At 72.3% G+C, this 26,074-nt stretch carries 18 protein-coding genes; 14 read left to right on the top strand and 4 right to left on the bottom strand.

The genetic code is table 11. From position 1 onward, the window contains the following. Positions 1-3: 3 nt before the first annotated feature. On the bottom strand, positions 4-2,151 hold the full coding sequence (malQ, locus tag ACZ56E_RS25635) for a 4-alpha-glucanotransferase (protein ID WP_471217625.1): 2,148 nt from the start codon (positions 2,149-2,151) through the stop codon (positions 4-6). Beyond that, a complete protein-coding gene (locus tag ACZ56E_RS25630) occupies positions 2,151-2,387 on the bottom strand; it encodes a hypothetical protein (RefSeq protein ID WP_471217624.1) in 237 nt (78 codons plus the stop codon). The genes malQ and ACZ56E_RS25630 overlap by 1 nt, the downstream gene beginning before the upstream one ends. Positions 2,388-2,742: 355 nt before the next feature. On the opposite strand from ACZ56E_RS25630, the gene ACZ56E_RS25625 reads away from it, so the two are divergent. After that, entirely contained in the window at positions 2,743-5,727 is a 2,985-nt protein-coding gene (locus ACZ56E_RS25625; RefSeq protein ID WP_471217623.1) for a beta-N-acetylglucosaminidase domain-containing protein, read from the top strand. Positions 5,728-5,785: 58 nt separating this feature from the next. On the opposite strand, the gene ACZ56E_RS25620 is transcribed toward ACZ56E_RS25625, so the two are convergent. Then, on the bottom strand, positions 5,786-6,322 hold the full coding sequence (locus ACZ56E_RS25620) for an HNH endonuclease (protein ID WP_150184145.1): 537 nt from the start codon (positions 6,320-6,322) through the stop codon (positions 5,786-5,788). A 275-nt stretch (positions 6,323-6,597) separates the two neighbouring features. Here ACZ56E_RS25620 and ACZ56E_RS25615 point away from each other — a divergent pair, with 275 nt between their 5' ends. The 10 genes from ACZ56E_RS25615 (at position 6,598) to ACZ56E_RS25570 (ending at position 20,692) form a co-directional block, all read left to right on the top strand. Continuing rightward, entirely contained in the window at positions 6,598-7,734 is a 1,137-nt protein-coding gene (locus ACZ56E_RS25615) for a mechanosensitive ion channel family protein (RefSeq protein WP_468601220.1), read from the top strand. A 2,037-nt stretch (positions 7,735-9,771) separates the two neighbouring features. Further along, complete coding sequence (locus ACZ56E_RS25610) at positions 9,772-10,959, top strand: ROK family transcriptional regulator (protein ID WP_471217621.1); 1,188 nt, start codon at positions 9,772-9,774, stop codon at positions 10,957-10,959. Between the two features lie 57 nt (positions 10,960-11,016). Continuing rightward, positions 11,017-12,381, top strand: a complete 1,365-nt coding sequence (locus tag ACZ56E_RS25605; protein ID WP_471217619.1) for an ABC transporter substrate-binding protein — start codon at positions 11,017-11,019, stop codon at positions 12,379-12,381. 19 nt (positions 12,382-12,400) lie between these two features. Further along, entirely contained in the window at positions 12,401-13,336 is a 936-nt protein-coding gene (locus ACZ56E_RS25600) for a carbohydrate ABC transporter permease (RefSeq protein ID WP_471217618.1), read from the top strand. An 8-nt stretch (positions 13,337-13,344) separates the two neighbouring features. Further along, positions 13,345-14,256, top strand: coding sequence for a carbohydrate ABC transporter permease (locus ACZ56E_RS25595; protein ID WP_471217616.1), 912 nt, complete (start codon positions 13,345-13,347; stop codon positions 14,254-14,256). Positions 14,257-14,264: 8 nt separating this feature from the next. Beyond that, positions 14,265-15,530 carry a 6-phospho-beta-glucosidase gene (locus tag ACZ56E_RS25590; RefSeq protein WP_471217614.1) on the top strand — a complete coding sequence of 422 codons (1,266 nt, stop codon included), beginning with the start codon at positions 14,265-14,267 and terminating at the stop codon, positions 15,528-15,530. Then, on the top strand, positions 15,521-16,495 hold the full coding sequence (locus tag ACZ56E_RS25585) for an N-acetylglucosamine kinase (RefSeq protein ID WP_471217613.1): 975 nt from the start codon (positions 15,521-15,523) through the stop codon (positions 16,493-16,495). The genes ACZ56E_RS25590 and ACZ56E_RS25585 overlap by 10 nt, the downstream gene beginning before the upstream one ends. A 216-nt stretch (positions 16,496-16,711) precedes the next feature. Continuing rightward, positions 16,712-18,232: a hypothetical protein gene (locus tag ACZ56E_RS25580; RefSeq protein ID WP_471217785.1), complete on the top strand. Its 1,521-nt coding sequence runs from the start codon at positions 16,712-16,714 to the stop codon at positions 18,230-18,232. A 47-nt stretch (positions 18,233-18,279) separates the two neighbouring features. Then, on the top strand, positions 18,280-19,293 hold the full coding sequence (locus tag ACZ56E_RS25575; protein ID WP_471217612.1) for a glutamate ABC transporter substrate-binding protein: 1,014 nt from the start codon (positions 18,280-18,282) through the stop codon (positions 19,291-19,293). Positions 19,294-19,372: 79 nt separating this feature from the next. Next, on the top strand, positions 19,373-20,692 hold the full coding sequence (locus ACZ56E_RS25570; protein WP_471217610.1) for a hypothetical protein: 1,320 nt from the start codon (positions 19,373-19,375) through the stop codon (positions 20,690-20,692). A gap of 37 nt (positions 20,693-20,729) precedes the next feature. On the opposite strand, the gene ACZ56E_RS25565 is transcribed toward ACZ56E_RS25570, so the two are convergent. Next, positions 20,730-21,077 carry a hypothetical protein gene (locus ACZ56E_RS25565; RefSeq protein WP_471217608.1) on the bottom strand — a complete coding sequence of 116 codons (348 nt, stop codon included), beginning with the start codon at positions 21,075-21,077 and terminating at the stop codon, positions 20,730-20,732. A 10-nt stretch (positions 21,078-21,087) separates the two neighbouring features. On the opposite strand from ACZ56E_RS25565, the gene ACZ56E_RS25560 reads away from it, so the two are divergent. The 3 genes from ACZ56E_RS25560 to ACZ56E_RS25550 all read left to right on the top strand — a co-directional run bounded on the left by ACZ56E_RS25560 (position 21,088) and on the right by ACZ56E_RS25550 (position 26,043). Next, positions 21,088-23,226: a serine/threonine-protein kinase gene (locus tag ACZ56E_RS25560; RefSeq protein WP_471217606.1), complete on the top strand. Its 2,139-nt coding sequence runs from the start codon at positions 21,088-21,090 to the stop codon at positions 23,224-23,226. Between the two features lie 2 nt (positions 23,227-23,228). Further along, on the top strand, positions 23,229-24,599 hold the full coding sequence (locus ACZ56E_RS25555) for a PP2C family protein-serine/threonine phosphatase (protein ID WP_471217604.1): 1,371 nt from the start codon (positions 23,229-23,231) through the stop codon (positions 24,597-24,599). An 88-nt stretch (positions 24,600-24,687) separates the two neighbouring features. Next, positions 24,688-26,043, top strand: a complete 1,356-nt coding sequence (locus ACZ56E_RS25550; RefSeq protein ID WP_471217602.1) for a vWA domain-containing protein — start codon at positions 24,688-24,690, stop codon at positions 26,041-26,043. Positions 26,044-26,074: the final 31 nt, after the last annotated feature.

Here is a 26,074-nt window from a genome sequence, read left to right as displayed (position 1 = left end):
CTCCTAAACGGGGTGCGCGCCCGGGGGTGCCGTACGGGCGCCCCGGCCCTCCGCCGAACCGTCACGGAACACCGCCATCAGGGCGTGCAGACGCGGCGATGCGGCGAGTTCCTCCAAGGTGACGGGGTGTCCGGCGGCGTCGGCCACGGGCAGGCGCCAGTTGGGGTACTGGTCCCAGGTGCCGGGCAGGTTCTGCGGCCTGCGGTCGCCGACCGCGTCCGGGAGCCAGACGCCGATCATGCGGGCCGGGGTGGCCAGCAGGAAGCGGTGCACGGCGCGGATCTCGTCCTCCTCGCAGCCGATCCCGCCGGGCAGCATGCCGAGCCGGCAGAGCAGCCCGAGCCATTCCCGCACGTCCGCGGCGGCCTCGGCCCGCTCCTGCGCCAACGGCCTGGTCAGCAGCCCGAGGTCGTGGCGGAGCCGGACGTGGCCGCCGGTGAGGCGGGCGGCGGTCGGGGGCAGGTCGTGCGTGGTGGCGGTGGCCACGCAGTCGGCGCGCCAGGCGTCGGCGGGCAGCGGGCGGCCCGTGCCCTGCCAGTCCCGCTCGAACCAGAGCACCGAGGTGCCGAGCACGCCGTGTTCGCGCAGGGCCTCGCGGACGCCCGGCTCGACCGTGCCGAGGTCCTCGCCGATGACGAGGGCGTCCGCGCGGTGCGCCTCCAGGGCGAGGACGGCGAGCATCGCCTCGGCGTCGTACCGCACGTACGTCCCCTCGGTGGGCTCGCGGCCCTCCGGGACCCACCAGAGGCGGAACAGGCCCATGACGTGGTCGATGCGGAGTGCGCCCGCGTTCCGGAGGAGGCCGCGCAGGAGGGCGCGGTAGGGGGCGTAGCCGGACTCGGCGAGGCGGTCCGGGCGCCAGGGCGGCAGGCCCCAGTCCTGGCCGCGCGCGTTGAAGGCGTCCGGCGGCGCGCCGACCGACATGCGCGGGGCGAAGTGCCGCTGCTGCGCCCAGGCGTCGGCGCCGCCCGGATGCACACCGACCGCGAGGTCGTGCACCAGGCCGATGTCCATGCCCGCCTCGCGGGCGGCGCGCTGGGCGGCGGCCAGCTGGGTGTCGGTGAGCCAGGCGAGGCGGCTGTGGAAGTCGACGCGGTCCATCGACGCGCGGCGGGCGCGGGCCGTGCCGGGCGAGTCCGGGTCGCGCAGGGCCGCGGGCCAGGAGTGCCAGTCGGGACCGTGGATCTCGGCGAGGGCCGACCAGGTGGCGTGGTCCTCCAGGGCGGGGCCCTGTTCGGCGAGGAAGGCGTTGTACTCGGCGCGGCGGCCGGGCCCCAGGGGGACATCGTGGAGCAGTTCGAGCGCTTCGCGCTTGAGGGCCCAGACCGCGTCGCGGTCGATCAACTGGCTCTGTTCCAGGACCCCTTCGCGCAGCCGCGCCGCCCGCCGGCACAGCTCTTCGGCCCGCTCGCGCGCCGCGCCCCGCAGATACGCGAACTCCGGGACCGCCTCGACACGCAGGTGCACGGGGTCGGGAAAGCGGCGCGAGGAGGGCCGGTACGGAGAGGGATCGCTCCCATGCCCCGCCGGAGAGGCGGGCACGGCGGCGTGCAGCGGGTTGACCTGGACGAAGCCCGCGCCCAGGTCGCGGCCGGACCACGCGGCGAGATCGGCGAGGTCACCCAGGTCCCCCATGCCCCAGGAGTGCCGGGACAGCAGGGAGTAGAGCTGGACCAGCAGCCCGTGGGCGCGCCGCTCCGGGGTCCTGATCCGGCGGGGCGCGGCGATGAGGTGGGCCTCGGCGGCGCTCCGGCCGGGGCACCGCACGTGGAGCCGGTGGGCCCCGGGGGGCAAGGGCTCCGGGAGCCCCGCGGCACCGCTCGGCGCGCCCGGCCCGTCCGGCACGGTCCACTCGGCCGTTCCGCCCTGCTCCAGGTCCACCCGCACCCGTGACCCTGCGGGCAGTTCCGCGAGGGACGGGGGCAGGGGGGCGTCCGTCCAGAGCACCACGGTCGGCGGGAGCAGGCGTGCGGACAGTTCCGTCTCGCGTGCGGCCAGCGCGGCTCCGGCGGCTTCCGGAGTGCTTGCGTCCACGTCCAGGGCGGCCAGGGCGGCGATCACCGCGGCGTCGGAGGCCGGGACGGTGTGTCCCGGGGACGGAGAGTAGGAGGTGGCCACGCCGTACGAAGCGGCCAGCCGCTCAAGAGGCATCAGACCGCCATGGAGTCCAGGCCCGAGGCCATACCGGTTGCGGTGGGCTCGCTGGTGAGCGGCGCGGCGTCGGCGAGGGGCGGCTCGCTGGTCAGCGGCGCGGCGTCGGCGAGCGGGGGCTCACTGGTGAGGGGCGGCTCGCCACAGCCGCAGGAGAACGAGCCGTCGAGGCCCGAGTCGGGGTGGGAGACCTGTTTGGAGAGCGCGGAGAGCAGAAGATTGGCGGAAGCGGCCACGTGGGAGCTCCTTTTCAGGGGGCAGGTCTCGGCAGCCCTACCCAGTGCGCGGACTCGCAGACGTATACGTTGCCACAACGTGACCCTGGTCACATCCACTTCCTCGTACGGAAGTTGTCTTCCGCGGCCCGTTCCGCCCCGGAAGAACAGGCTCCGGCCCGCCCGCTGCCGGGAAGATGTCCACCGTCGTCGCCCCCTAGTCCCCCGTTCCGGAAATTCGGGCAGGTTCCGCGAAGAATCCCCCGCCCGGTACCGCCTCCCGTTGACACCTCAGCCGCCTCAGTGGTGGGCTCACTGCCACATGTGACGCAAGGGACCGCAAGGACCCCGAGGGACGAGAACAGGGGCGAGGGCCGTGCAGTTGCGGCGCAGGAAGGGCGCGGCCGCCATCGCGGTCGCCGTGATCGCGGGCACGCTCGGCGGCGCGCACGGCGCCCTCGCTGCCCCGGGAGCGCCCGGCCGGCCCGGCGTTCCCGCCGCCTCCCCCGACGACGGCGGCAAGGACGGCCGGAAGGCCGCCGCGTCCGGTCTGCCGTCCGTCTGGCCGCGTCCCCAGTCGATGAGCGCGGCGGGAAGCTCCGTCACCCTGGGCGACGACGTCGTGCTCGTGACGGCCGACGGCAGCGCACCCCAGGGGAAGTCGGACGGCGCCGATGACGACCCGTACGCCCTGGAAGCCCTCCGCGCCGTCCTGCGCGACGCGGGCGCCCGCCGGATCACCGAGGTGCGGGACGGCGACCCGCTGCCCGCGGGCGGCACCCTCGTCGTGCGCGTCGGCGGGACCGGCGCCGACCGGGCGCTGCGCTCGCTCGGAGCCCGCGAGCACGGGGACCTGCCGAGGGGCGGCTACCGGTTGGCCGTCGGCCGCGTCGCCGGGCGCGACACCGTCGCCCTCGCGGGAGCCGGCGCGGACGGCCTCTTCCACGGCGTACAGACCCTGCGGCAGATCGTCGGCGGCGCGCACGGCACCCGCCTCGTCCCCGGCGTACAGATCCGGGACTGGCCCGGCACCGCCGTGCGCGGCATGGCCGAGGGGTTCTACGGCACCCCCTGGACCCGCGAGCAGCGGCTCGCCCAGCTCGACTTCATGGGGCGCACCAAGCAGAACCGGTACCTCTACGCCCCCGGCGACGACCTCTACCGCCAGGCACGCTGGCGCGAGCCCTACCCGGCGGACCAGCGGGCCGACTTCCGCGCCCTCGCGCGGCGCGCCAGGGCCAACCACGTCACGCTCGCCTGGGCCGTCTCGCCCGGCCAGGCCATGTGCCTGTCGTCCGAGCGGGACGTCAAGGACCTCACCCGCAAGATCGACGCCATGTGGGCGCTCGGCGTGCGCGCCTTCCAGCTCCAGTTCCAGAACGTCAGCTACAGCGAGTGGCACTGCGAGCAGGACGCCGAGACCTTCGGGTCGGGCCCGGAGGCCGCCGCGAAGGCGCAGGCACGGGTCGCCAACGCGGTCGCCGCACACCTGGCCGCCCGCCACCCGGGCGCGCACCCGCTCTCCCTGATGCCGACCGAGTACTTCCAGAAGGGGACGACCGAGTACCGCGCGGCTCTCTCCCGCGCCCTGGACCACCGCGTCGAGGTGGCCTGGACCGGCGTCGGCGTGGTCCCGCGGACCATCACCGGGCGCGAACTGGCGGGCGCCCGCGAGGCGTTCGGCGCGCACCCGCTGGTCACGATGGACAACTACCCCGTCAACGACTTCGCGCAGGACCGCATCTTCCTCGGCCCCTACACCGGCCGCCAACCCGCCGTCGCCACCGGCTCGGCCGCCCTCCTCGGCAACGCCATGGAACAGCCGTCCGCCTCCCGCATCCCCCTCTTCACCGCCGCCGACTACGCCTGGAATCCGCGCGCCTACCGCCCCCACGAGTCGTGGCTCGCCGCCATCGACGACCTCGCGGGCGGCGACCCGAAGGCGCGGGGCGCGCTGCGGGCCCTCGCGGGCAACGACGCCTCCTCCGTGCTCGGCGCCGACGAATCGGCGTACCTGCGGCCGCTCATGAGCGAGCTGTGGCGCGCCCGTACGACGACGGACCGGGCGCGGAACGACCGTGCCGCCGAGCGGCTGCGCGCCGCCTTCACCGTGATGCGGGAGGCACCCGAGCGCCTCGCCGACAGCGCGCTCGACGACGAGGTGCGCCCCTGGATCGAGCAGCTGGCGCGCTACGGCGAGGCCGGCGAGACCGCGGTCGACCTCCTGACCGCCCAGTCCGCCGGCGACGGCGCGGCGGCCTGGCGCGGCGCGCGCGCCCTGACGAAGCTCAGGAAGGAGCTCGGGCGCAGCGGCGTCACCGTCGGCAAGGGCGTCCTGGACCCGTTCCTCTCGCACGCGCAGAAGGCGTACGCGGCGTGGGCGGGGACCGAAGGGAAGCGGGCCTCGGACGGTGCGACGGCGCGGTTCGGCCGCGTCCGGGCGCTCGCCGCGGTGACGGCGCTGACCGACCCCGGCACGCGGGGCACCGTCGAGGCGCACGTCCCGGACAAGGGCTGGCGGCGGATCGGCGCCCTCTCGGAGCAGGGCTTCACCGAGCTCGACCTCACGAGGGGCGAGAAGGTGCGCGCCGACGCGGTCCGGGCCGTGGCCGCCGACGGCACCGTCCGCCACGTCGTCCCCTGGTTCGCCGACACCCCCGCCGCCCGCCTTTCGCTGTCCCGCACCGAGGCCGACGCGGAGATCGGCGGCGGCCCACTGCGGATCTCGGCGAAGCTGCTCCCGCTGCGCCCCGGCGACGTCACCGGACGGCTCCGGGCGAAGGCCCCCAAGGGCATCGAGGTGCGGGTCCCCGACAGGTCCACGCTGCCGCGCGGCACGGAGGTCGCCGTGCCGGTCGACATCACCGTTCCGGCGGGCACCCGCGCGGGGACGTACGAGATTCCGCTGGCCTTCGGCGACGAGACCCGCACGGTCTCGGTCCGCGCCTTCCCCCGCACCGCGGGCCCCGATCTGGCGCGCGGCGCGAAGGCGTCGTCGTCGGGCGACGAGACGAAGGACTTCCCCGCGTCGGGCGCCGTCGACGGCGACCCGAAGACACGCTGGTCGTCGCCGGCCGAGGACGGCGCGTGGTGGCAGGTGGAGCTCGCGCAGCCGGTCAGGCTCGGCCAGGTGGTGCTGCGCTGGCAGGACGCGTACGCGAAGGGCTACCGCGTCCAGACGTCCGCCGACGGCCGGACCTGGCGCACGGCGGCCACCGTGCGGGACGGCAGGGGCGGCCGCGAGGCGGTCCGCATGGACGCGCGTGACACCCGCTACCTCCGTGTGCAGGGCGACGAGCGGGCCACGCGCTTCGGCTACTCGCTCTGGTCCGTGGAGGCGTACGCGGTCGCCGAGGACTGACGACGACCGCGTACGACCCGAGTGCGTTCGCACACACGTACAACAAAGGCCCGGATCGCTAGGCGGAAATGCCGTCGATCCGAGCCATCGCGTCGTCCGCGCCGAACGGCTGCAAGTACGGCAGCCAGCGCGGATCCCTATGTCCGGTCCCGATGATGCGCCACGCGAGACCCGACGGCGGCGCGGGTTTGTGCCGCAGCCGCCAGCCGAGCTCCATGAGATGCCGGTCGGCCTTGACGTGGTTGCAGCGGCGGCAGGAAGCCACCACGTTGTCCCAGGCGTGCTGGCCGCCTCGGCTCTTGGGAATGACGTGGTCGACGCTGGTTGCGACGCCACCGCAGTACATGCACCGGCCGCCGTCGCGGGCGAAGAGCGCCCGCCTGGTCAGCGGAACGGGCCCCCTGTAAGGGACCCGGACGAACCGCTTGAGGCGGACCACGCTGGGTGCGGGGACGGTGCGCGTCGCGCTGTGCATGAAGGCGCCGGATTCCTCGAGGCAGAGAGCCTTGTTCTCCAGGACGAGGACGAGCGCGCGGCGGAGCGGTACGACGCCGAGGGGCTCGTACGACGCGTTGAGGACCAGGACATGCGGCACGGATGCCTCCTTGTACGCCGGCGGCGCGTGGCTCGCGCCGGGACGATCTGCCAGCCAGTCTCCCCTCATGCCTGGTCGTAGCGCCAGCATGTACTCGTAACGGCCTTGAAGTGTTTTCGACCACAGCGGACGCGAAAGCCGTCTCTGCCTCCTCCCCCCTGGTTCTTCCCGAGTTAGCACCGTCTCTCCCTCGAACATGACAACGATGCACACACGATGCCCCGTTAGTGTGGTGAGTCTGCCCGGCTTCCCCCCACTCCGCCGGTTCCGCTTCGATGGCGGTTCTTCGTTCGCCGGGCAGGCCGCGATACCTGGAGGTACCTGCCGTGTTCTTGTCCGTCCTGTCGGCAGCCGGAACGGACCCGGACGACACGCCACAGACCAAGCCGCCCACGCTCGAGGACGCCCAGGAGAGCGCCACGAACGCGGCCAGCTGGGTCGAGCAGAACTGGTCCACGTGGCTCGGTATCGGCCTGCGCATCGTGCTGATCGTCACGATCGCCGTCGTCCTGCGCGTCCTGGTGCGCCGCGCCATCACCAAGCTGATAGACCGCATGAACCGCACGGCGCAGGCCGTGGACGGCACGGCGCTCGGTGGCCTCCTGGTGAACGTGGAGCGCCGCCGCCAGCGCTCGCAGGCGATCGGTTCGGTCCTGCGTTCGGTCGCCTCGTTCCTGATCCTCGGCACGGCCGGGCTGATGGTCCTCAGCGCGTTCGAGATCAATCTGGCACCGCTGCTGGCCTCCGCGGGTGTGGCGGGCGTCGCGATCGGCTTCGGCGCGCGCAACCTCGTGACGGACTTCCTCTCCGGCGTCTTCATGATCCTCGAGGACCAGTACGGCGTGGGCGACTCGATCGACGCGGGGGTGGCCTCCGGCGAGGTCATAGAGGTCGGCCTGCGCGTCACGAAGCTGCGCGGCGACAACGGCGAGATCTGGTACGTCCGCAATGGCGAGGTCAAGCGCATCGGCAACCTCTCCCAGGGCTGGTCCACGGCGGGCGTCGATGTGACGGTCCGCCCGGACGAGGACCTGGACAAGGTGAAGGCGACGCTGGCGGAGGTCGGCGAGACCATGGCGAAGGACGAGCCGTGGAACGAGAAGCTGTGGGGTCCCGTGGAGATCCTCGGCCTGGACAGCGTTCTCCTCGACTCGATGGTGATCCGCGTCTCTGCGAAGACGATGCCCGGGCAGTCCTTGGGGGTCGAGCGTGAGCTGCGCTGGCGGATCAAGCGGGCGTTCGACGAGGCGGGGATCCGCATCGTGGGCGGCCTGCCGCTGGCACTCCAGGAGGACCCCGCCGCCGACCCCTCCGCCGCGGTGGCGGCTCCCTCCGCGTACGCCTCAGCCACGTCTCCCCAGTCCTTGGCGGCTTCCCCGATACCCCCGCCTCCGCCGAACCTCTCGAAGTAACGCAGCGCGACTTCGCTGATCCGGTGTCTTCGATCCGCACCGGGGCCGCCCGGCTTTTCCGGAGTGTGGCGCCTCCGGGCCGGCAGTAAAGGGCGCTCCCTGCGGTCGCGTCGGCTACGCCGATTCCGCTCCGCTCCACCCTTGACTCCCGCCCCTCCACCGCACGTTGACTTCGACCCGGACGGCCAGGGGTGGGGCCGACGGAAACTCAGGGTGGGTCCATCTCTATCGCGGCCGGGTGCAGACCGGCCCAGCGTATGAAGCCGTCACCCTCAAGGCGCGGGCCAGGCCCGGCTTCGCCGGCCGGGTCACCCACTTTCACCGCCGGGTGCAGACCGGCCCAACGTGCCTCACCGCAAGAGCACCGCCAGGCCCGGCTTCGCCGGTCGGGTCAATCACCTTTCGCGGCCGGGTGCGGACCGGCCCAACGTGGGCAGCCGTCACAGTCGATGCGCTGCCAGCCCGGAACCCCAAGGCCCGCCACCCAGCCAGTCGGACCAGCCGGGCACCTACTTCCAAAAAGTTGCGAAGAGGAAGCCCGCACGCCCCCCATCCACGGGCAATGCGCCCCGGGTCGGAAGAGGCAGCCCGCCCCCCGGGGACCTACTCTCGAGAAGTTGCGAACGAGGAGGCCGCGCGCCCCCTCATACACGGGCAACGCGCCCCCAAGCTGGGAGGGAAAGGCCCCCACCCGGGGACCTACTTTCGCCAAGTTGCGAATGCGTGCACCGCACGCCCCCTCCATGCGCGGACACTCCGCCCCCAAACCGGAAGGGGCAGGCCGCAGGCCGCCCCGGGGACCTACTCTCGAGAAGTTGCGAACGAAGAAGCCGCGCGCCCTTCAGCCACGGGCAATGCGCCCCAGGCCAGGATGAGCAGACCCCCCCACCCGGGCACCCACTTCCGCCAAGTTGCGAATGCACGTGCCGCACGCCCCCCTACACAGGCAACGCGCCCCCGGGCCGGGAGAGGCAGCCCGTCCCCGGGGACCTACTTCTACAAAGTTGCGAATACGGAGGCCGCGCGCCCCCCTCGAACAGCCAACGCGCCCCCAGGCCACGAGGGGCAGACCGTCCCCCGGGACCTACTTCCACAAAGTTGCGAATGCGGAGACCACGCGCCCCCTCCATGCGCGGGCAATGCGCCCCAGGCCGGGAGGGGGCAGGCCGCCCCGGGGACCTACTCTCGAGAAGTTGCGAATGAGGAGCCCGCGCCCCCCCTCCTTGACGAGCAATGCGCCCCCTGGCCGGGAGGGAGAGGCCCCACCCGGGGACCTACTTTCGCCAAGTTGCGAATGCGTGCACCGCACGCCCCCCGCGAACAGCCAATACGCCCCCACCACACAGCCCTGCATTACGGCGCGGGGGGGCGTGGCAGGGGGGCGCGCGGCCTTCCCATTCACAACTTTTCCAAAGTAGGTCCCCGACCGGCCGCCCGCATGCCCAGCAGAGGGCCCCTCAGTGACAGCCACACACGTTGGACCGGTCCGCACCCGGCAGCGAAAGTCGATGACCCGGCCAGTCAAGCCGCGCGGACGGCCGAGGTACGACCGTGACCCGCGCCCACGTTGGGCCGGTCTGCACCCGGCCGCGAAAGGGGATTGACCCGACCGGCGAAGCCGGGCATGGCCGCCCCCTGACGGTGACGGCTACATACGCTGGGCCGGTCTGCACCCGGCAGCGAAAGAGAAGGACCCACCCCGAGATTCCGTCGGCCCCACCCCTGGCCGTCCGGGTCAAGGTCAACGTGCGGTGGAGGGACGGGAGTCAAGGGTGGAGCGAAGCGGAATCGGCGAAGCCGACGCGTAGCGCAGCGGAGCGCCCTTTACTGCCGGCCCGGAGGCGCCACACTCCGGAAAACACCGGGCGGCCCCGGTGACCGTCAACGTCACCGGCCCACCGAAGGCGGCCCCCAGGTAACGACTTGGTTGCCCTGGCCGCGCCCGCTATTGACGCCCCATTCACGCCAGCCGTACGGTCCTCACCAATTGGAAAGTTTCCTAACAGTTAGCGGCCGACAGGCAGGCAGGTGGGCGTCATGGCAGCAGGCAGCACCCCGGGCTCACCGGGTACCCCAGGCACCCCGGGTACCCCACGCGTCCTGCGCGCCATGAACGACCGAGCCGTGCTGGACCTCCTCGTCGCACACGGCCCCCTCACCCGTACCCGCATCGGCGAGCTGACCGGGCTCTCCAAGCCCACCACCTCCCAGCTTCTCGGGCGGCTCGAAGCCGCCGGGCTCGTGCACACCACCGGCAGCCTCAGCGGACGCCCAGGACCCAACGCCCTGCTGTACGAGATCGACCCCCGCGCCGGCCACGTCGCCGCGCTGTCCGCCGACCCGAACGGCATCACCGCCCTCGTCGCCGACATCACCGGCACCGTGCTCGGCCAGGCGCGCGTCGAGGCCGACGCCGTCGCCGAGGACGTCCGCCACCGCACCGCCCAGCTGGTCGCGGAGGCCGTCGACGGCGCCCTGCGCCAAGCGGGGCTCGGCCACGAGGACCTGCGGGCCGCCGTCATCGGCACCCCCGGCGCCATCGACCCGCAGACCGGCCAGCTGCGCTACGCCCCGCACCTGCCGGGCTGGCACTCGCGGACGCTGCGCGACGATCTCGCCGCCGTCCTCGGCACGCCCGTCGACATCGAGAACGACGTGAATCTCGCCGCCGTCGCCGAGCAGTACGAGGGCGCCGCCCAGGACTACGACAACTACGTGCTGACCTGGCTCGACGAGGGCGTCGGCGCCGCCATCGTGCTCGGCGGCACCCTGCTGCGCGGCGCGACCGGCGGCGCGGGCGAGATCGGCTACATGCCACTGCCGGGCGCCCCGCTGGTCCGCCGGGGTGCGCAGGGCGACGGCGGTGGTGATGGGGGGTTCGAGAGTCTTGTCTCTGCGTACGTCGTGCGCGAACTCGGCGGCGACGGCGCCACCCTCGCGGACGTCATGGCCGACGACACCGCCCTCGCCGAAGTCGCCCGCCGCATCGCCACCGGCATCGCCGCCGTCGTCGCCGTCGTCGACCCCGAACTCGTCGTGCTCTCCGGCTCCGTCTCCCAGGCGGGCGGCGACAAGCTGCGCGCCAGGGTCGAGGAGGAGCTGACCGGGCTCGCGCTGCCCCGTCCGCAGATCCGCATCAGCGAACTCGACGGCGACCCGATCCTCACCGGCGCCCTGCGCTCGGCCCTCACCCAGGCCCGCGACCAGGTGTTCGACACGGCCTGAAGCCCCCGGCAAGCACCGAAGTCCCCGTAACTCCCCTCCCCGCAAAGGAAGTCCGCCATGCCGCGATGGCGCATGCCCACCTGCGCGTCCGCCGCGCTCGCCGCAGCCGGTCTGTTGCTCTCCGGCTGCGCCAACCCGAGCGTCGGCAGCGCGAACGACGACCCGACCAAGCCGGTCACCCTGAAGTTCTGGCACGGCTGGGCGACGCCCGGCGAGGTCAAGGCCATCAACGACAGCATCGACCGGTTCGAGAAGCTGCACCCGAACATCGAGGTGAAGGCCACCGGGAACGTCTCCGACGAGACCGTCAACCAGGCCCTGCGTGCGGGCGGCGGCAAGGCCCCGGACGTGGTGTCCTCGTTCACCACCAACAACGTGGGCCAGTACTGCGACTCCGGCATGTGGGTGAACCTCGACCCGTTCATGAAGAAGACCGGGCTCGACAAGCACAAGACGTTCCCCAAGACGCTGCTCGACTACACCAGTTACCGCGGCAACCAGTGCGCCCTGCCCCTGCTCGCGGACGCCTTCGGGATGTACTACAACAAGGACGCCTACGCCGAAGCCGGGATCAAGCGGCCGCCCCGCACCATGTCCGAGTTCAAGAAGGCCGCCGAGAAGCTGACCGTGCGCGGCGGCAAGAGCGGTAGCGGGGGCGGTGGCAAGGGCTCGTATCAGCGGGTTGGGTATATGCCCAGCTTCCGCTTCTATCAGAACAGCCCCGACCGGCTCTTCGCGCAGTGGGGGCCGAAGTACTTCAACGCGGACGGCACCTCACGGCTCGCCGACGAGCCCGCGTCGTACGACTTCTTCAAGACCATGCGCAAGATCGCCGCTGCACAGGGCGGATTCCAGGACCTGGAGAAGTTCCGGCTCACGTTCGGCGACGAGATGTCCAGCCAGAACGCCTTCCTGACCGGCAAGGTGGCCATGCTCCTGGACGGTGAATGGCGTGGCCTGATGCTGAACGAGGCGAAGGCGGAGTTCGACTGGGGCGTGGCGCCGCTGCCCGTCCCCGACGACCAGGCCGACACGTACGGGCGGGGCTTCATCACCGGCACCGTCGCCGGCATCGCACACAGCAGCAAGCACCAGAACGCCGCCTGGGAGCTGGTGCGGTTCCTGACCGCCGACACCAAGCAGGTCGTGAGCTTCGCGAACGCCATCCACAACGTCCCCTCCACGTTCGCGGCGCTCAAGTCGCCCGACCTGGACGCCGATCCGACCTTCCGGGCCTTCTTCGACATCCTGGAGAACAAGCACAGCAAGGCTCTGCCGCCCTCCGTCAACGGCGGCGCGTACGTCGTCTCCCTGGGGGACTTCTCGTACTCCGTGGAGGCCGGCCGCGTGGGCGACCTGCGCAAGGGGCTGAAGAAGCTCGACGAGCAGATCGACGCCGACACCCTCCAGTCGAAGAGCTGAAGAGCTGAGGACCCCCGTCATGGCAATGACCCTCTCCAATCCCGCGCGCCGCCGGCTGCGCACGCTCGGTTTTCTCTCCCCCTGGCTGGTCGGCTTCAGCGTCTTCTTCGCGTATCCGCTGATCGCCACCGTCTACTTCTCGTTCATGCACTACAACCAGATCAAGGAGCCCACCTTCGTGGGCCTCCGGAACTGGAAGTACGTGTTCGACCAGATGCCCCTGTTCGGCCCCGCCCTGTGGAACACGCTCTGGCTCGTCGTGATCATGGTGGCGCTGCGGGTGGTCTTCGGGCTCTCGCTCGGGCTGCTCATCACGAAGATCAAGACGGGCGTGGGGTTCTTCCGTACCGCCTTCTACATTCCGTATCTCGCCCCGCCGGTGGCCGCCACGGTGGCCTTCGTCTTCCTCCTGAACCCGGGCTCCGGCCCCGTCAACGAGGTGCTCGGCGCGGTCGGCATCTCCGCGCCCAACTGGTTCAACGACCCGGACACCGCCAAGCCCTCGCTGGTGCTGCTCTCCCTGTGGGGCATCGGCGACCTGATGGTGATCTTCATGGCCGCGCTGCTCGACGTACCGAAGGAGCAGTACGAGGCGGCCGAGCTCGACGGCGCCGGGGCGTTCGCCAAATTCCGCTACGTCACCTGGCCCGCCATCACGCCGATCGTGATGTTCGCCGTGGTCACGGGCGTCGTGCAAACCATGCAGTACTACACGCAGGCCCTGGTCGCGGGGAAGGTCGCCTCCGGCGTCAACATCGGCCCCGGGTCCGTCATCCAGCCCGGCTATCCGGACCACTCGACCCTCACGGTCCCCCAGCTCGTCTACCAGATGGGCTTCCAGAACTTCAACACCGGTGCGGCGTGCGTGCTCTCGCTCGTGCTCTTCGCCATCGCCATGGCCGTGACGATGCTCCTGATGCGCAAGCGCTCCGGGCTGCTCGCGGCGGAGGACTGAGGACTTCGATGACATCCACGACTCTCGGCGCGCCCGCCCCCGCGGCCGCCGAACGGACCGCCCCGAACCGGGGGCCCGCCGCCGCCCGCGCCCGCCGCAAGCGGATCCTGCACTGGATCGCCGTGCACAGCGTCGCGATAGCCGTCGCGCTGCTGTTCGTCCTGCCGTTCGTCTTCGTCTTCCTGACGTCGGTGATGAGCGACGCGCAGGCGATGAGCGGCGACCTGTGGCCCGACACCTGGCACTGGTCGAACTACAAGGCCGTGTTCGAGACGCCGGGCTTCCTCGACTGGTGGCGCAACTCGCTCATGTACGCGGGGCTCGGCACCCTCTTCACCGTCTGCTCGGCGATCCCCGTGGCGTACGCGCTCGCCAAGTTCCGCTTCCGCGGCCGGCGCACCGCGATGCTGCTCGTCATCTCGACGATGATGCTGCCGCCGCAGGTCATCGTGATCCCGATGTATCTGGTGTGGGCGCAGCAGTTCCATCTGTCGGGCACGCTGTGGCCGCTGATCATCCCGATGGCGTTCGGCGACGCCTACTCGATCTTCCTGCTGCGGCAGTTCCTCCTGACCATCCCCAAGGAGTACATCGAGTCGGCGAAGGTCGACGGGTGCGGTGAGTTCCGCACCCTGGTGAAGATCGTCGTGCCGATGGCCAAGCCCGGCATCGCCGCCATCGCCCTCTTCCAGTTCTTCTACTGCTGGAACGACTACTTCGGCCCGCAGATCTACGCGGCGCAGAACCCCGGCGCCTGGACGCTGAGTTACGGCCTGGAGTCGTTCAAGAGCGCCCACAGCGTCAACTGGAACATGACCATGGCGGCGACGCTGCTCGTCATGGCCCCCGTCATCATCGTCTTCTTCTTCGCACAAAAGGCCTTCGTCGAAGGCGTCACCCTCACCGGAGTAAAGGGCTGAGAACCGATATGAAGCTCGCAGTGGTCGGCGGAGGGTCGACCTACACACCCGAACTCATCGACGGATTCGCGCGGTTGAGGGACACCCTGCCGATCGAGGAGCTCGTCCTCGTGGACCCGGCGGCCGACCGCCTGGAGCTGGTGGGCGGCCTCGCCCGGCGCATCTTCGCCAAGCAGGGCCACCCGGGCCGCATCGTCACCACGTCCGACGTGGACGCGGGCGTCGCGGACGCCGACGCGGTGCTGCTCCAGCTGCGCGTCGGCGGGCAGGCGGCACGTCAGCAGGACGAGACCTGGCCGCTGGAGTGCGGCTGCGTCGGCCAGGAGACGACCGGCGCCGGCGGCCTGGCGAAGGCCCTGCGGACCGTCCCGGTCGTCCTGGACATCGCCGAGCGCGTACGGCGTACGAATCCGGACGCCTGGATCATCGACTTCACCAACCCCGTCGGCATCGTGACGCGGGCGCTGCTCCAGGCCGGGCACAAGGCCGTCGGCCTGTGCAATGTCGCGATCGGCTTCCAGCGCAAGTTCGCGAAGCTGCTCGGCGTCGCGCCGGGCGAGGTGCACCTCGACCACGTGGGGCTCAACCACCTGACGTGGGAGACAGGCGTACGTCTCGGGGGCCCCGGCGGCGAGGACGTCCTGCCCAAGCTGCTCGCCGAGCACGCGGACGCGGTCGCCGAGGACCTGCGCATGCCGCGCGCGATCGTCGACCGGCTGGGCGTCGTGCCCTCGTACTACCTGCGCTACTACTACCAGCACGACGCCGTCGTCGACGAGCTGCGGACGAAGCCGTCGCGCGCCGCCGAAGTCGCCGCGATGGAGGGGCAGTTGCTGGAGATGTACGGCGACCCGGCGCTCGACGAGAAGCCGGAGCTGCTCGCCAAGCGCGGCGGCGCCTTCTACTCGGAGGCCGCCGTGGACCTGGCGGCCTCGCTGCTCGGCAACGGCGGCAGCCCCTACCAGGTGGTCAACACCGTCAACAACGGCACGCTGCCGTTCCTGCCGGACGACGCGGTCGTCGAGGTGCAGGCCGCGGTGGACGGCACGGGCGCCAAGCCGCTCGCCGTGCCGCGGCTCGACCCGCTGTACGCGGGGCTCGTCGCGAACGTCACCGCGTACGAGGACCTGGCGCTGCGGGCCGCGCTGCACGGCGGCCGCGAGCGCGTCTTCAAGGCGCTGCTCGCCCACCCCCTCGTCGGCCAGTACGCGTATGCCGAGCAGCTCACCGACAGTCTGATCGCGCACAACCGGGAGCACCTGGCGTGGGCGTAGGCACGAGCGTGCTCGCGATCGACGCGGGCAACAGCAAGACCGACGTCGCGGTGGTCGCGGCCGACGGGCGCGTCGTCGGCGCGGCCCGCGGCGGCGGGTTCCAGCCGCCGAAGGTCGGCGTCGAGACCGCCGTGGACGTGCTCGCGGAGGCGGTGACGCGGGCGTTCTCCGAGGCCGGCGTCGACTCCGTGGGGCATGTGTCCGCGTGCCTCGCCAACGCCGATCTGCCCGTCGAGGAGCGGGAGTTGGCGGAGGCGCTGCGGCGGCGCGCGTGGGGCGCCTCGGTCGACGTGCGCAACGACACCTTCGCCGTCCTGCGCGCCGGGCTCCTCGAGGACGCCGAACCGCGCGGTGTCGCCGTGGTGTGCGGCGCGGGCATCAACTGCGTCGGCATGCTGCCGGACGGGCGCACCGCCCGCTTCCCCGCCATCGGCCGCATCTCCGGCGACTGGGGCGGGGGCGGCGGCCTCGCCGAGGAGGCGCTGTGGCACGCGGCGCGCGCCGAGGACGGCCGCGGTCCGGCGACCGCGCTGCGCGAGACGCTGCCCGCGCACTTCGGCCTGGCCTCCATGTACGCGCTGATCGAGGCCCTGCACCTGGGCCGCGTCGCCCCGGCGCGCCGGCACGAGCTGACGCCGGTCCTGTTCGCCACCGCGGCGGCGGGCGACGCCGTGGCGCGGTCGCTGGTGGACCGGATGGCCGAGGAGGTCGTGGCCATGGCGGCCGTGGCCCTGGAGCGGCTCGGGCTGCTCGACGAGGAGGCGCCGGTGCTGCTCGGCGGCAGCGTCCTCGCCGCGCGCCACCCGCAACTGGACGACGGCGTACGGGCGTTGCTCATGGAACGGGCGCCCAAGGCGGTGCCCCGGGTGGTCCTCGCCCGTCCCGTGCTCGGCGCGGCGCTGCTGGGCCTCGACCAGGTGGGGGCCCCGCCCGAGGTGCACGCGCGCGTGCGGACGCAGTACTAGGGGCGGGAACCGAACACCCCTCGATCTCGTGTTCCAAGGCAGGAGGTTCCGGAGCGGGGGCAGGGGGTTCCGAGGCGGGGATACGCACAAGATCGAGTCAAGGCCTGTGCGGATGTCAGTCCCTGCGGCAATACTTGCGGCCGTGCACTTCTTCCCGCTCCGCGCGTGCCGGGCGGAGAGACCCGTCCGATGACCGAGGGGGAGGTCGAGGTCAAGGTGACACATCCGCCGAACGGCGGCGCGGTGCCGCCGGGCCCGCCCGGGCAGGCACCGACCGCGCCCGCGCAGGCACCGGGACGGCCCGCGCCGACGATGCCGACCGTGCCGCCACAGGCGCCGGGCACGCCGCCCGCGCCAGGCACGCCGCCCGCACCGCCCGCGGGCGTCGGCGCCGTCACCGCGCGCCGCCGCACCGCGTGGTCCGAAGGCGTCGACCGGCTGCGCGCCGCCGCGACCACGGAGCCGGGCAAGCTGCGCATCATCGGTGCCGTACTGGCCCTGCTCGTCGTCGCGTTCGGGGCGGTCACCACCTGGCAGATGACGGAGCGCTCGGCCGCCGCGGACGACGTGCTGCACCGCAGCCAGCCGCTGAGCGCCGACGCCGCCGCCATCTACCGCTCGCTGGCGGACGCCAACACCGCGGCGTCCAGCGGCTTCCTCGCGGGCGGCCAGGAGCCCACCGCCGTCCGCGCACGGTACGAGCGCGACATCAAGCGCGCCTCCGAGAAGCTGGCGACCGCCGCGTCGAACGCGGGATCGGACTCGTCGTCCGCGGCCTCCGTCGGCAAGCTGAACAAGCTCCTTCCGGAGTACACGGGCCTGATCGAGCGCGCCCGCGCCAACAACCGCCAGGGCCTCCCTCTGGGGGGCGCCTATCTCCGGTACGCGAACGACAAGATGCAGACCCAGATGCTCCCGGCCGCCGAGAAGCTCTACAAGGCGGAGAACGCACGGCTGAGCTCCGACTACGGAAACGCCAAGCCGTACCCCTGGTTCGCCATCGCCCTCGGCGTCCTCGCGCTCGCCGCGCTCGGCTGGGCCCAGCACCGCAACTACCGCCGTACGAACAGGGTGTTCAACCACGGCCTGCTCGCCGCGACGGCGGCCGCCACCGTCGTGCTGCTCTGGCTCGTCGTCGGCCACACCTTCGCGCGCTCGGGCCTCAACGAGTCGTACGACGACGGAGTCCGGTCCCTGAACGTCCTGAACGACGCCCGCATCAGCTCCCTGAAGGCCCGGGGCAACGAAAACCTCACGCTGGTCAGCCGCGGCGCCGAGACCACCGAGGTGCGCGGCGAGTCGGAGGACAAGTTCGACGTCGCGTACCGCGCGCAGATGAAGCAGCTGGGCGGCGCCGACAGCGGACTGCTCGGCAGGGCGGCCGAGCTCGCCGACGACGACGCCGGGGGGAATCCGGTGGCCGAAGCCGCGGAGAACGTGGGCGTCTGGAAGGACCGCCACCGGGTGGCCCGCTCCAGCGACGACTCCGGCGACTATCAGGGAGCCCTCGACAAGGTCATCGGCGCCAAGGCCGACGAGCCGACCGGCGAGTGCTTCGACAACGTGGACGCGGCCCTCGACCGGGCCCTGGCGCACGAGCAGCGCGAGTTCCAGCGGGCGGCGCGGGACGGCAGGGGCGCCATGAGCGGCCTCGCGGTCGGCGCCGCCGTCCTCGCGGCCCTCGCCGCGGTGGGCGCCGTGCTCGGCATCGGCCGCAGGCTTTCGGAGTACCGGTGATGGAGCCAGAGGTGATGGGGCCAGAGGTGGCAGGGGGCGCGCGGACGATGCGGACACGACCCGGCACGGCGAGGCCGCGCGGCACGGCCAGGCTGCGCGGCTGGGGCGGCGTGGGCGCGATGGGCCTCGCCTGCGCCCTGGCGGGATCCCTCGTCCTGGCCCTCCCGGACCGCGGCACCGGCGGCGGTCCGGACCGCGAGAGTCCCGGCACCACCGTGGCCGCGCCCGCGCGGGCCGACGCCGACGACTGCAACGACCGCAGTCTGCGCCCCTCGCCCAAGGACGGCCCGACGATCGACCGGATCAAGAACCGCGAGATCAAGAAGCTCATCGTCGGCGTCGACCAGAACAGCTACCGCTGGGGCTACCGCGATCCGAACGGGGCGGGCGGCAAGCTCGAAGGCTTCGACATCGACCTCGCGCGGGAGATCGCCGAGGAGATCTTCGGCGACCGCGACGCCATCGTCTTCCGCGCCATACCCACCAACCAGCGCATCGAGGCGATCCAGAGCGGTCAGGTCGACATGGTCGTCCGCACGATGACCGTCAACTGCAAGCGCCTGGAGGACGTCGACTTCTCCACCGGGTACTTCGAGACGGGCCAGCAGGTGCTCGCGCCCAGGAAAGCCGAGGACATCACCGGCTACGACGCGTCGCTCAAGGGCAAGAAGATCTGTTCGGCCGCGGGCTCCATCGCCGAGGAGGAGCTCAAGAAGGAGAGCTTCGGCGCCGACATCTCCACCACGGTGCCCAACCAGCTCGACTGTCTGGTCAGGCTCCAACTGGGCGAGGTGGACGCGGTGGTGACCGACAGCGCGCTCGCCGCGGGCCAGGCCGCGCAGGACCCGACGGTCGAGCTCAAGGGCGAGGAACCGTTCACCACCGAGCACTACGGCGTGGCGATGAAGAAGGGCTCGGACGACTTGGTCCGCCGGGTCAACAAGGTCCTCGACGACTACCGCAAGGACAAGGATCACGGCTGGGAGAAGTCCTACGACAAGTGGCTCAAGGGCGGCCTCGGCAAGTCCCCTGGCCCACCGGCCCCCGAGTACCGGGACTGACCGAGAGGACTGACCCGGAGCCGACAACCGACCTGGTACGACTGAAGAGTTACGGCAACGCACAGCGGAGAGGTGATCGATGAGCGTCACGGGACCCCCCGGTCCGGTGATGGACCGGGACGAGGTGGACCGTGCGCTGGCGCGGCTCGACGCCGAGCACGAGGCGATCGAGACCTCGCTCCTCGCCCTCCAGGACCACGCGGGCCGCCGCCTCCTCGAAGGCGCCGGGCTCACCGGCGTCACCGAGGAGCGCTGGGCGGACACGGAGAGCCGGATCACGCTCCTCTGGGCCTACTTCGACGCGTACGCGGGCGCCCTCCGCACGGCACACGAGGTGCGTGAGCGCCGGCGCTGGCCCAGCAGGGACGACCTCGCCGAGCTGACCGAACTGCTGCGCGGCGAGTCCGTGACCGTCGCGGGCGGCACCTCGTCGGGCGCGTCCTCGTCGATCACCGGCCCCGCCAGGCTCACCGAGCGCTTCACGCTCGAAGAGCTCGTGTCCCGGATGAACGACCTGTACGCGCACTCCCTCGACATGGTCGTCGCCGCCGACGCCGTGTGGTCCGCGCTGCCCGCCCGCATCGACCTGCTCGCCGCCGAACTGGCCCGCACCCGCCAGCTCGCCCACTCCGTCGGCGTACGGCCCGGGGAGCACCCCTCGGGCGACGACCTGGAGCGGATCACGCGCACCCTGACCGCCCTGCGCGAACAGGTGGTCTCCGACCCGCTCGCCTTCTGGCGGCCCGCGCAGGGCAGTTCGGCACCCGGCGGCGGCCGTCCCGCGACCGACCGGTACGACCGCGAGGCACGCGCCCTGGAGGAGGTGCGCCGCGAGATCGACGCGGTGCTCACCGTCCGCCAAGACGCCGAGGCGCGCCTCGGCAAGCTGCGCGACGTGCTCTCCCGCGCGGACCGCACCCTCGCCGAGGCACGCTCCGCGCGCGGGGAGGTCCTCGCGAAGATCGCCGCCTCCGAGGTGCCGGCCGTCAGCGGCCCGCCGACCGCCCTGCAGGAACAGCTCGCGACCGCCGCCGAGTACCGCAGACACGGCCAGTGGCACCGCCTCTCCCCGCTCCTGGAGTCCCTGGAGCAGAAGGCCGAGGACGAACTGCTGCGCGCCCGCGAGTCGCTGGGCGCCGTCACGGCACCGCTCGCGGTCCGCGCCGAACTGCGCGGCCGCCTCGACGCGTACAAGGCGAAGGTCGCCCGGCACGGCCACGCCGAGGACCCGCTGCTCATCGAGCGGTACGACGCGGCGCGCCGGATGCTGTGGAGCGCGCCCTGCGACCTCCGCGTGGCGGAGCAGGCGGTCCTCCGCTATCAGCAGGCCGCCGCCGAAGTGCTCGCGCCGAGGGTCCCGCAGCAGGGCGGGCCCGCCGACCGGACGGGGGAATCGTGAGCCAGCGTCAGTGTCAGCGCCCCACATGCACCGGCAGCTACGACGACTTCGGCGGCGGTGAGCTGTACTGCGACACCTGCGGGCTCGCCCCGGTCGTCGCGCCGAACGGCATGGTCGGATCGACGCCGACGGGCATCACGGCCGGCGGCAAGGGGTCGCGGGGCAGCGGCAGTTCCAGCGCGCGCTCCTCCGGCCGCTCGTCCTCGCGGTCGTCCTCCAGGTCGTCCTCGCGCTCGTCCCGTTCGCAGTCCTCGCGCAGGTCGGTCTCGGGCCGGCTCTCGCGGTCCCTTTCGGGTGGTTCCACGTCCCGGTCGGTGTCGGTGCGCAGCTCAGGCTCCGCGGCCTCGTCCTCGGCCCGCGGGCGGCTCGGCGTCGGCCTGGTCACCGTGCCGGACGTGCCGCGTCCCGACCCGCGCGAGGCGGTGCAGAAGAACCCCGAGGTGCCCGAGCGGAAGCGATTCTGCTCCCGCTCCGACTGCGGCGCGCCGGTGGGCCGCGCGCGCGGCGAGCGGCCCGGCCGCACGGAGGGGTTCTGCACCAAGTGCGGCCACCCCTACTCCTTCGTACCCAAGCTGAACACCGGCGACATCGTGCACGGCCAGTACGAGGTCGTGGGCTGCCTGGCGCACGGCGGCCTCGGCTGGGTCTATCTCGCCATCGACCGCGCGGTGTCGGACCGCTGGGTGGTCCTCAAGGGCCTCCTCGACACGGGCGACCAGGACGCGATGGCCGCGGCGATCTCCGAGCGCCGCTTCCTCGCCGAGATCGAGCACTCGAACATCGTCCGCATCTACAACTTCGTCGAGCACCTCGACCAGCGCACCGGTTCCATGGACGGCTACATCGTCATGGAGTACGTCGGCGGCAAGTCCCTCAAGGAGATCGCCAACGGCCGCCGCACCCCGGACGGCAGACGCGATCCGCTGCCGGTCGAGCAGGCGTGCGCGTACGGCATCGAGGCCCTCGAAGCCCTCGGCCATCTGCACAGCCGCAACCTCCTGTACTGCGACTTCAAGGTCGACAACGCCATCCAGACCGAGGGCCAGCTCAAGGTCATCGACATGGGCGCGGTCCGCAGGATGGACGACGACGAGTCCGCGATCTACGGCACGGTGGGCTACCAGGCCCCCGAAGTCGCCGAGGTGGGCCCCTCGGTGGCCTCCGACCTCTACACGGTGGCGCGTACGCTCGCGGTCCTGACCTTCGACTTCCAGGGCTATACGAACGTGTTCGTGGACTCCCTGCCCGACCCCGACAACATCGAGGTCTTCCGGAAGTACGAGTCGTTCTACCGCCTCCTCGTCCGCGCCACCGACCCGGACCCGGCCCGCCGCTTCGCCTCCGCGCAGGAGATGGCCGAGCAGCTGACGGGCGTCCTGCGGGAGGTCGTGGCGCTCCAGACGGGGCTCCCGCGGCCCGCGCTCTCCACGCTGTTCGGCCCCGAGGTGAAGGTCCCGGACACGGAGCTGTTCGCGGAGCTGACCGGGGAGGTGTCCCGGCTGGGGGCCCGCGCCGTCGAGGGGGCCCCGGGGGAGGGCGGTGGTGCGGGCGGCACCGGGATCGTGCGGGCCATCGACGCCACCGCGACGGCCCTCGCACTGCCCGTGCCCCTCGTGGACCCGAACGATCCGAACGCCGGCTTCCTCGCCGGCCTCATCGCGTCCGCGCCCGCCGAGCTGATCGGCGCGCTGGGCGCGGCGCCCGCCGACTCCCTGGAGCTGCGGCTGCGCGGTCTGCGCGCCCGGCTCGCCATGGGTGAACTGGCGCCCGCCGCCCAGGCCCTCGCCGAGCTGGAGCTCCAGCACCCGGACGACTGGCGGGTGGTCTGGTACCGGGGCGTCGCGGCCCTGGCGACCGGCGACTTCGAGAGCGCGGCGCTCTCCTTCGACGCGGTCTACGACGCGTTCCCCGGCGAGCCCGCGCCGAAGCTGGCGCTCGGTGTGTGCGCGGAGGTCCTCGGTCAGCTGGACAACGCCGCGGAGTACTACCGGCTGGTGTGGACGACCGACCCCAGCTATGTCAGCGCCGCGTTCGGCCTGGCCCGGGTGCAGCTCGCCGCCGCCGACAGGACGGGTGCCGTGCGCACCCTGGAGTCGGTGCCGGAGTCGTCCATCCACTACACCGCGGCCCGGGTCGCGGCGGTGCGGGCGCGGCTGCGGCAGCGGGTGGCGCCGGACCCGGCAGCGGCCTCGTCGGACACCACTCTCCTGGACGACCTGACGGCGGCCGCGGGCCAGATCGAGGCGCTCGCCGGGTTCGGCCTCGACGCGGTGCGCAGGGAGCGTCTGTCGACCGAGGTTCTGGGGACGGCGCTCGACTGGGTACTCTCCGGTAGGCACTCTGGTCACGTTTCCGCACCACCGGCCACCGCCGGGGCGCGGACCGTACTGCTCGGCAGCGACCTGGACGAGCGCGGACTCCGGTTCGGTCTGGAGCGTTCGTACCGGACGCTGGCCCGGCTCGCACAGGGTGGCGATGAGAGGATCGAACTGGTGGAGCGGGCCAACCGTTTCCGCCCCCGGACGTGGGTGTGAGTATGTCGCAGATGCCCCAGCTGTCTGCCTGCCCCAGCTGTGAGGAGCCGCTGGAGTCGGGTGACCTGTTTTGCGGTGCGTGCGGGTTCGACCTGTCGGCGGTGCCCCCGCGGCCGGACGTCTCCCCCAACGGATCCGTGCGGTCAGCGAGCGCCGTCCCGGACGGCGACCCGTCGGAGTGGCCCGTCGCGCCGGAGGTCGACAGCTCCGACACACCGGTGCCGACCCACCTCCCGACGGACCTGCGGGGCACGGACTCGACGGGCGGTGAACTGCCCGCCGACCCCAAGGCGGTGGCCCCGGAGCACACCGAGGGCGTGAGCGAGCCGGCCGGCACGAACGAGTCGGACGAACCGGACGAGTACCCGCTGCCCGCCCCCGCCCCGGCCGCCCCTATGGAAGTCGCGGCCGCCCCCGACCCCCGTACGGACACGCCCGACCCCACGCCCCCCGTCGGCACCAAGCTCTGCGTGGCCTGCCGTTCGGGCCGGGTCGACCCGGACGGGTACTGCGAGAACTGCGGGCACGCCCAGCCGCGCGAGCGCGACCACATGGAGCAGGAGCTCGACGCGGTCGCCGCGGTCAGCGACCGCGGCCTGCGCCACCACCGCAACGAAGACGCCTTCGCGATCTCCGCGGCCGCGCTGGCCGACGGCTCCCCCGCCGTCGTCGCGATCGTCTGCGACGGCGTCTCGTCGGCGACCCGCCCGGACGAGGCCTCGCTCGCCGCGTCCCGCGCCGCCAACGAATCGCTGCTCGCGGCGCTGCCGCGCGGCACCCACCCGCAGCAGGCGATGCACGAGGCGATCCTCACCGCGGCCGACGCCGTCAACGCGCTCGCCGCCGAGCCCGCGACGGCCCGCGAGCACAGCCCCCATCAGAACGCGCCTGCCTGCACGTTGGTCGGCGCCGTCGTCGCCAATGGCCTGCTCGTCGTCGGCTGGGTCGGCGACAGCCGTGCCTACTGGGTCCCGGACGACCGCAGCGGCCCCACCGTCCGTCTGACCGAGGACGACTCGTGGGCCGCGCAGATGGTCGCCGCGGGTCTGATGAACGAGGCCGAGGCCTACGCCGACGAGCGCGCGCACGCCATCACGGGCTGGCTCGGCGCCGACGCGTACGAACTGGAGCCGCACACCGCTTCCTTCAAGCCGGACCGTGCGGGTGTAGTGGTGGTGTGCACGGACGGGCTGTGGAACTACGCGGAAGCCGTCGAGGAGATGGCCGACGCGGTGCCCGCCGACGCCGCCGACCGGCCGCTGCACAGCGCCCAGGTGCTCGTCGGTCACGCGCTGGACGGCGGGGGCCACGACAACGTAACAGTGGCCGTCGTCCCGTTCCCGTACGTGCCGCAAGGGGCAGGATCGGCCTAGACAGAGGGCAGGAGCGGCCTGGAGCCGGGCGGGGGGCCGTACCGGCTCGGGGTCGTGAGGTTTTCAGGATCTGAGGGGGAGCAGTTCCATGGCCAATTTCTCGAAACCGAACGTGCCGCAGTTCTCGGTGGAGGTCTATCAGAACGAGTACCTCCCGGAGGGCGGCCGCGAGGTCAACGCCATCGCCACGGTGACATCGACCGGGGGCGGGACGATCGGCTCGGCGGTTAACGCACCGCACCTGTACTCGGCGGGGCGGAGCCCGGACGCCGCCGTGGCGATCATGGTGGACTGCTCCGGCTCGATGGACTACCCGCCGACGAAGATGCGGGGCGCGCGGGACGCGACAGCCGCCGCCATCGACGCCCTCCGCGACGGCGTGCACTTCGCGGTGATCGGCGGCACGCACATCGCCAAGGAGGTCTATCCCGGCGGCGGCCGCCTCGCGGTGGCAGGACCGCAGACCCGCGAGCAGGCCAAGCAGGCGCTGCGCAGGCTGAGCGCGGGCGGCGGCACGGCGATCGGCACCTGGCTGCGCCTGGCCGACCGCCTCCTGGCCTCCGCCGACATCGCCCCGACCGCGGTCCGGCACGGCATCCTGCTCACCGACGGGCGCAACGAACACGAATCCCCGGACGACCTCAAGGCCGCACTCGACTCCTGCGCGGGCCGCTTCACCTGCGACGCCCGCGGCGTCGGCACGGACTGGGAGGTGAAGGAGGTCACAGGGATAGCCTCCGCGCTGCTCGGCACCGCCGACATCGTCGCCGACCCGGCCGGGCTCGCCGCCGACTTCACGCGGATGATGGAGACGGCGATGGGCAAGGAGGTCGCCGACGTCAGCCTGCGGCTGTGGACGCCGATGGGCGTGGAGATCCAGTTCGTCAAGCAAGTGGCGCCCCGCGTCGAGGAGCTGACGGACCGTCGCACGGAGGCGGGGCCGCGCGCCGGGGACTACCCCACGGGGTCCTGGGGCGACGAGTCCCGCGACTACCACATCTGTGTGCGGGTGCCGGGCGCCGAGCTGGGCCAGGAGATGCTCGCGGCCCGCGTCTCGCTGGTCGTGCCGCAGGGCGACGGCAGCGCGCAGACCCTGTCGCAAGGGCTCGTGCGGGCGGTGTGGACGGACGACATGGCGGCCTCCACCTCGATGAATCCGCAGGTCGCGCACTACACCGGCCAGGCCGAACTGGCGCAAGTCATCCAGCAGGGACTCGACGCCCGCAAATCGGGAGATGTCGACGGAGCGACGGCCAAACTGGGCCGCGCCGTCCAGCTCGCGAGCGCCTCGGGCAACGCCGATACGGCGAAACTGCTTTCGAAGGTGGTGGACGTCGTCGATGCCGCGGCAGGTACTGTTCGATTGAAGGCGAAGGTCGCCGAGGCCGACGAGATGACACTCGAGACACGGTCGACGAAGACAGTTCGCGTGAAGAAGCAGTAGCTGCTCGTGAACGAGCGGTAGCGCGGCGCTC

This window comes from Streptomyces sp. NPDC039480 (assembly GCF_055597165.1).
Note: the sequence above shows the minus strand (reverse complement) of the source record. Positions and strands in the feature narration are given on the sequence as shown.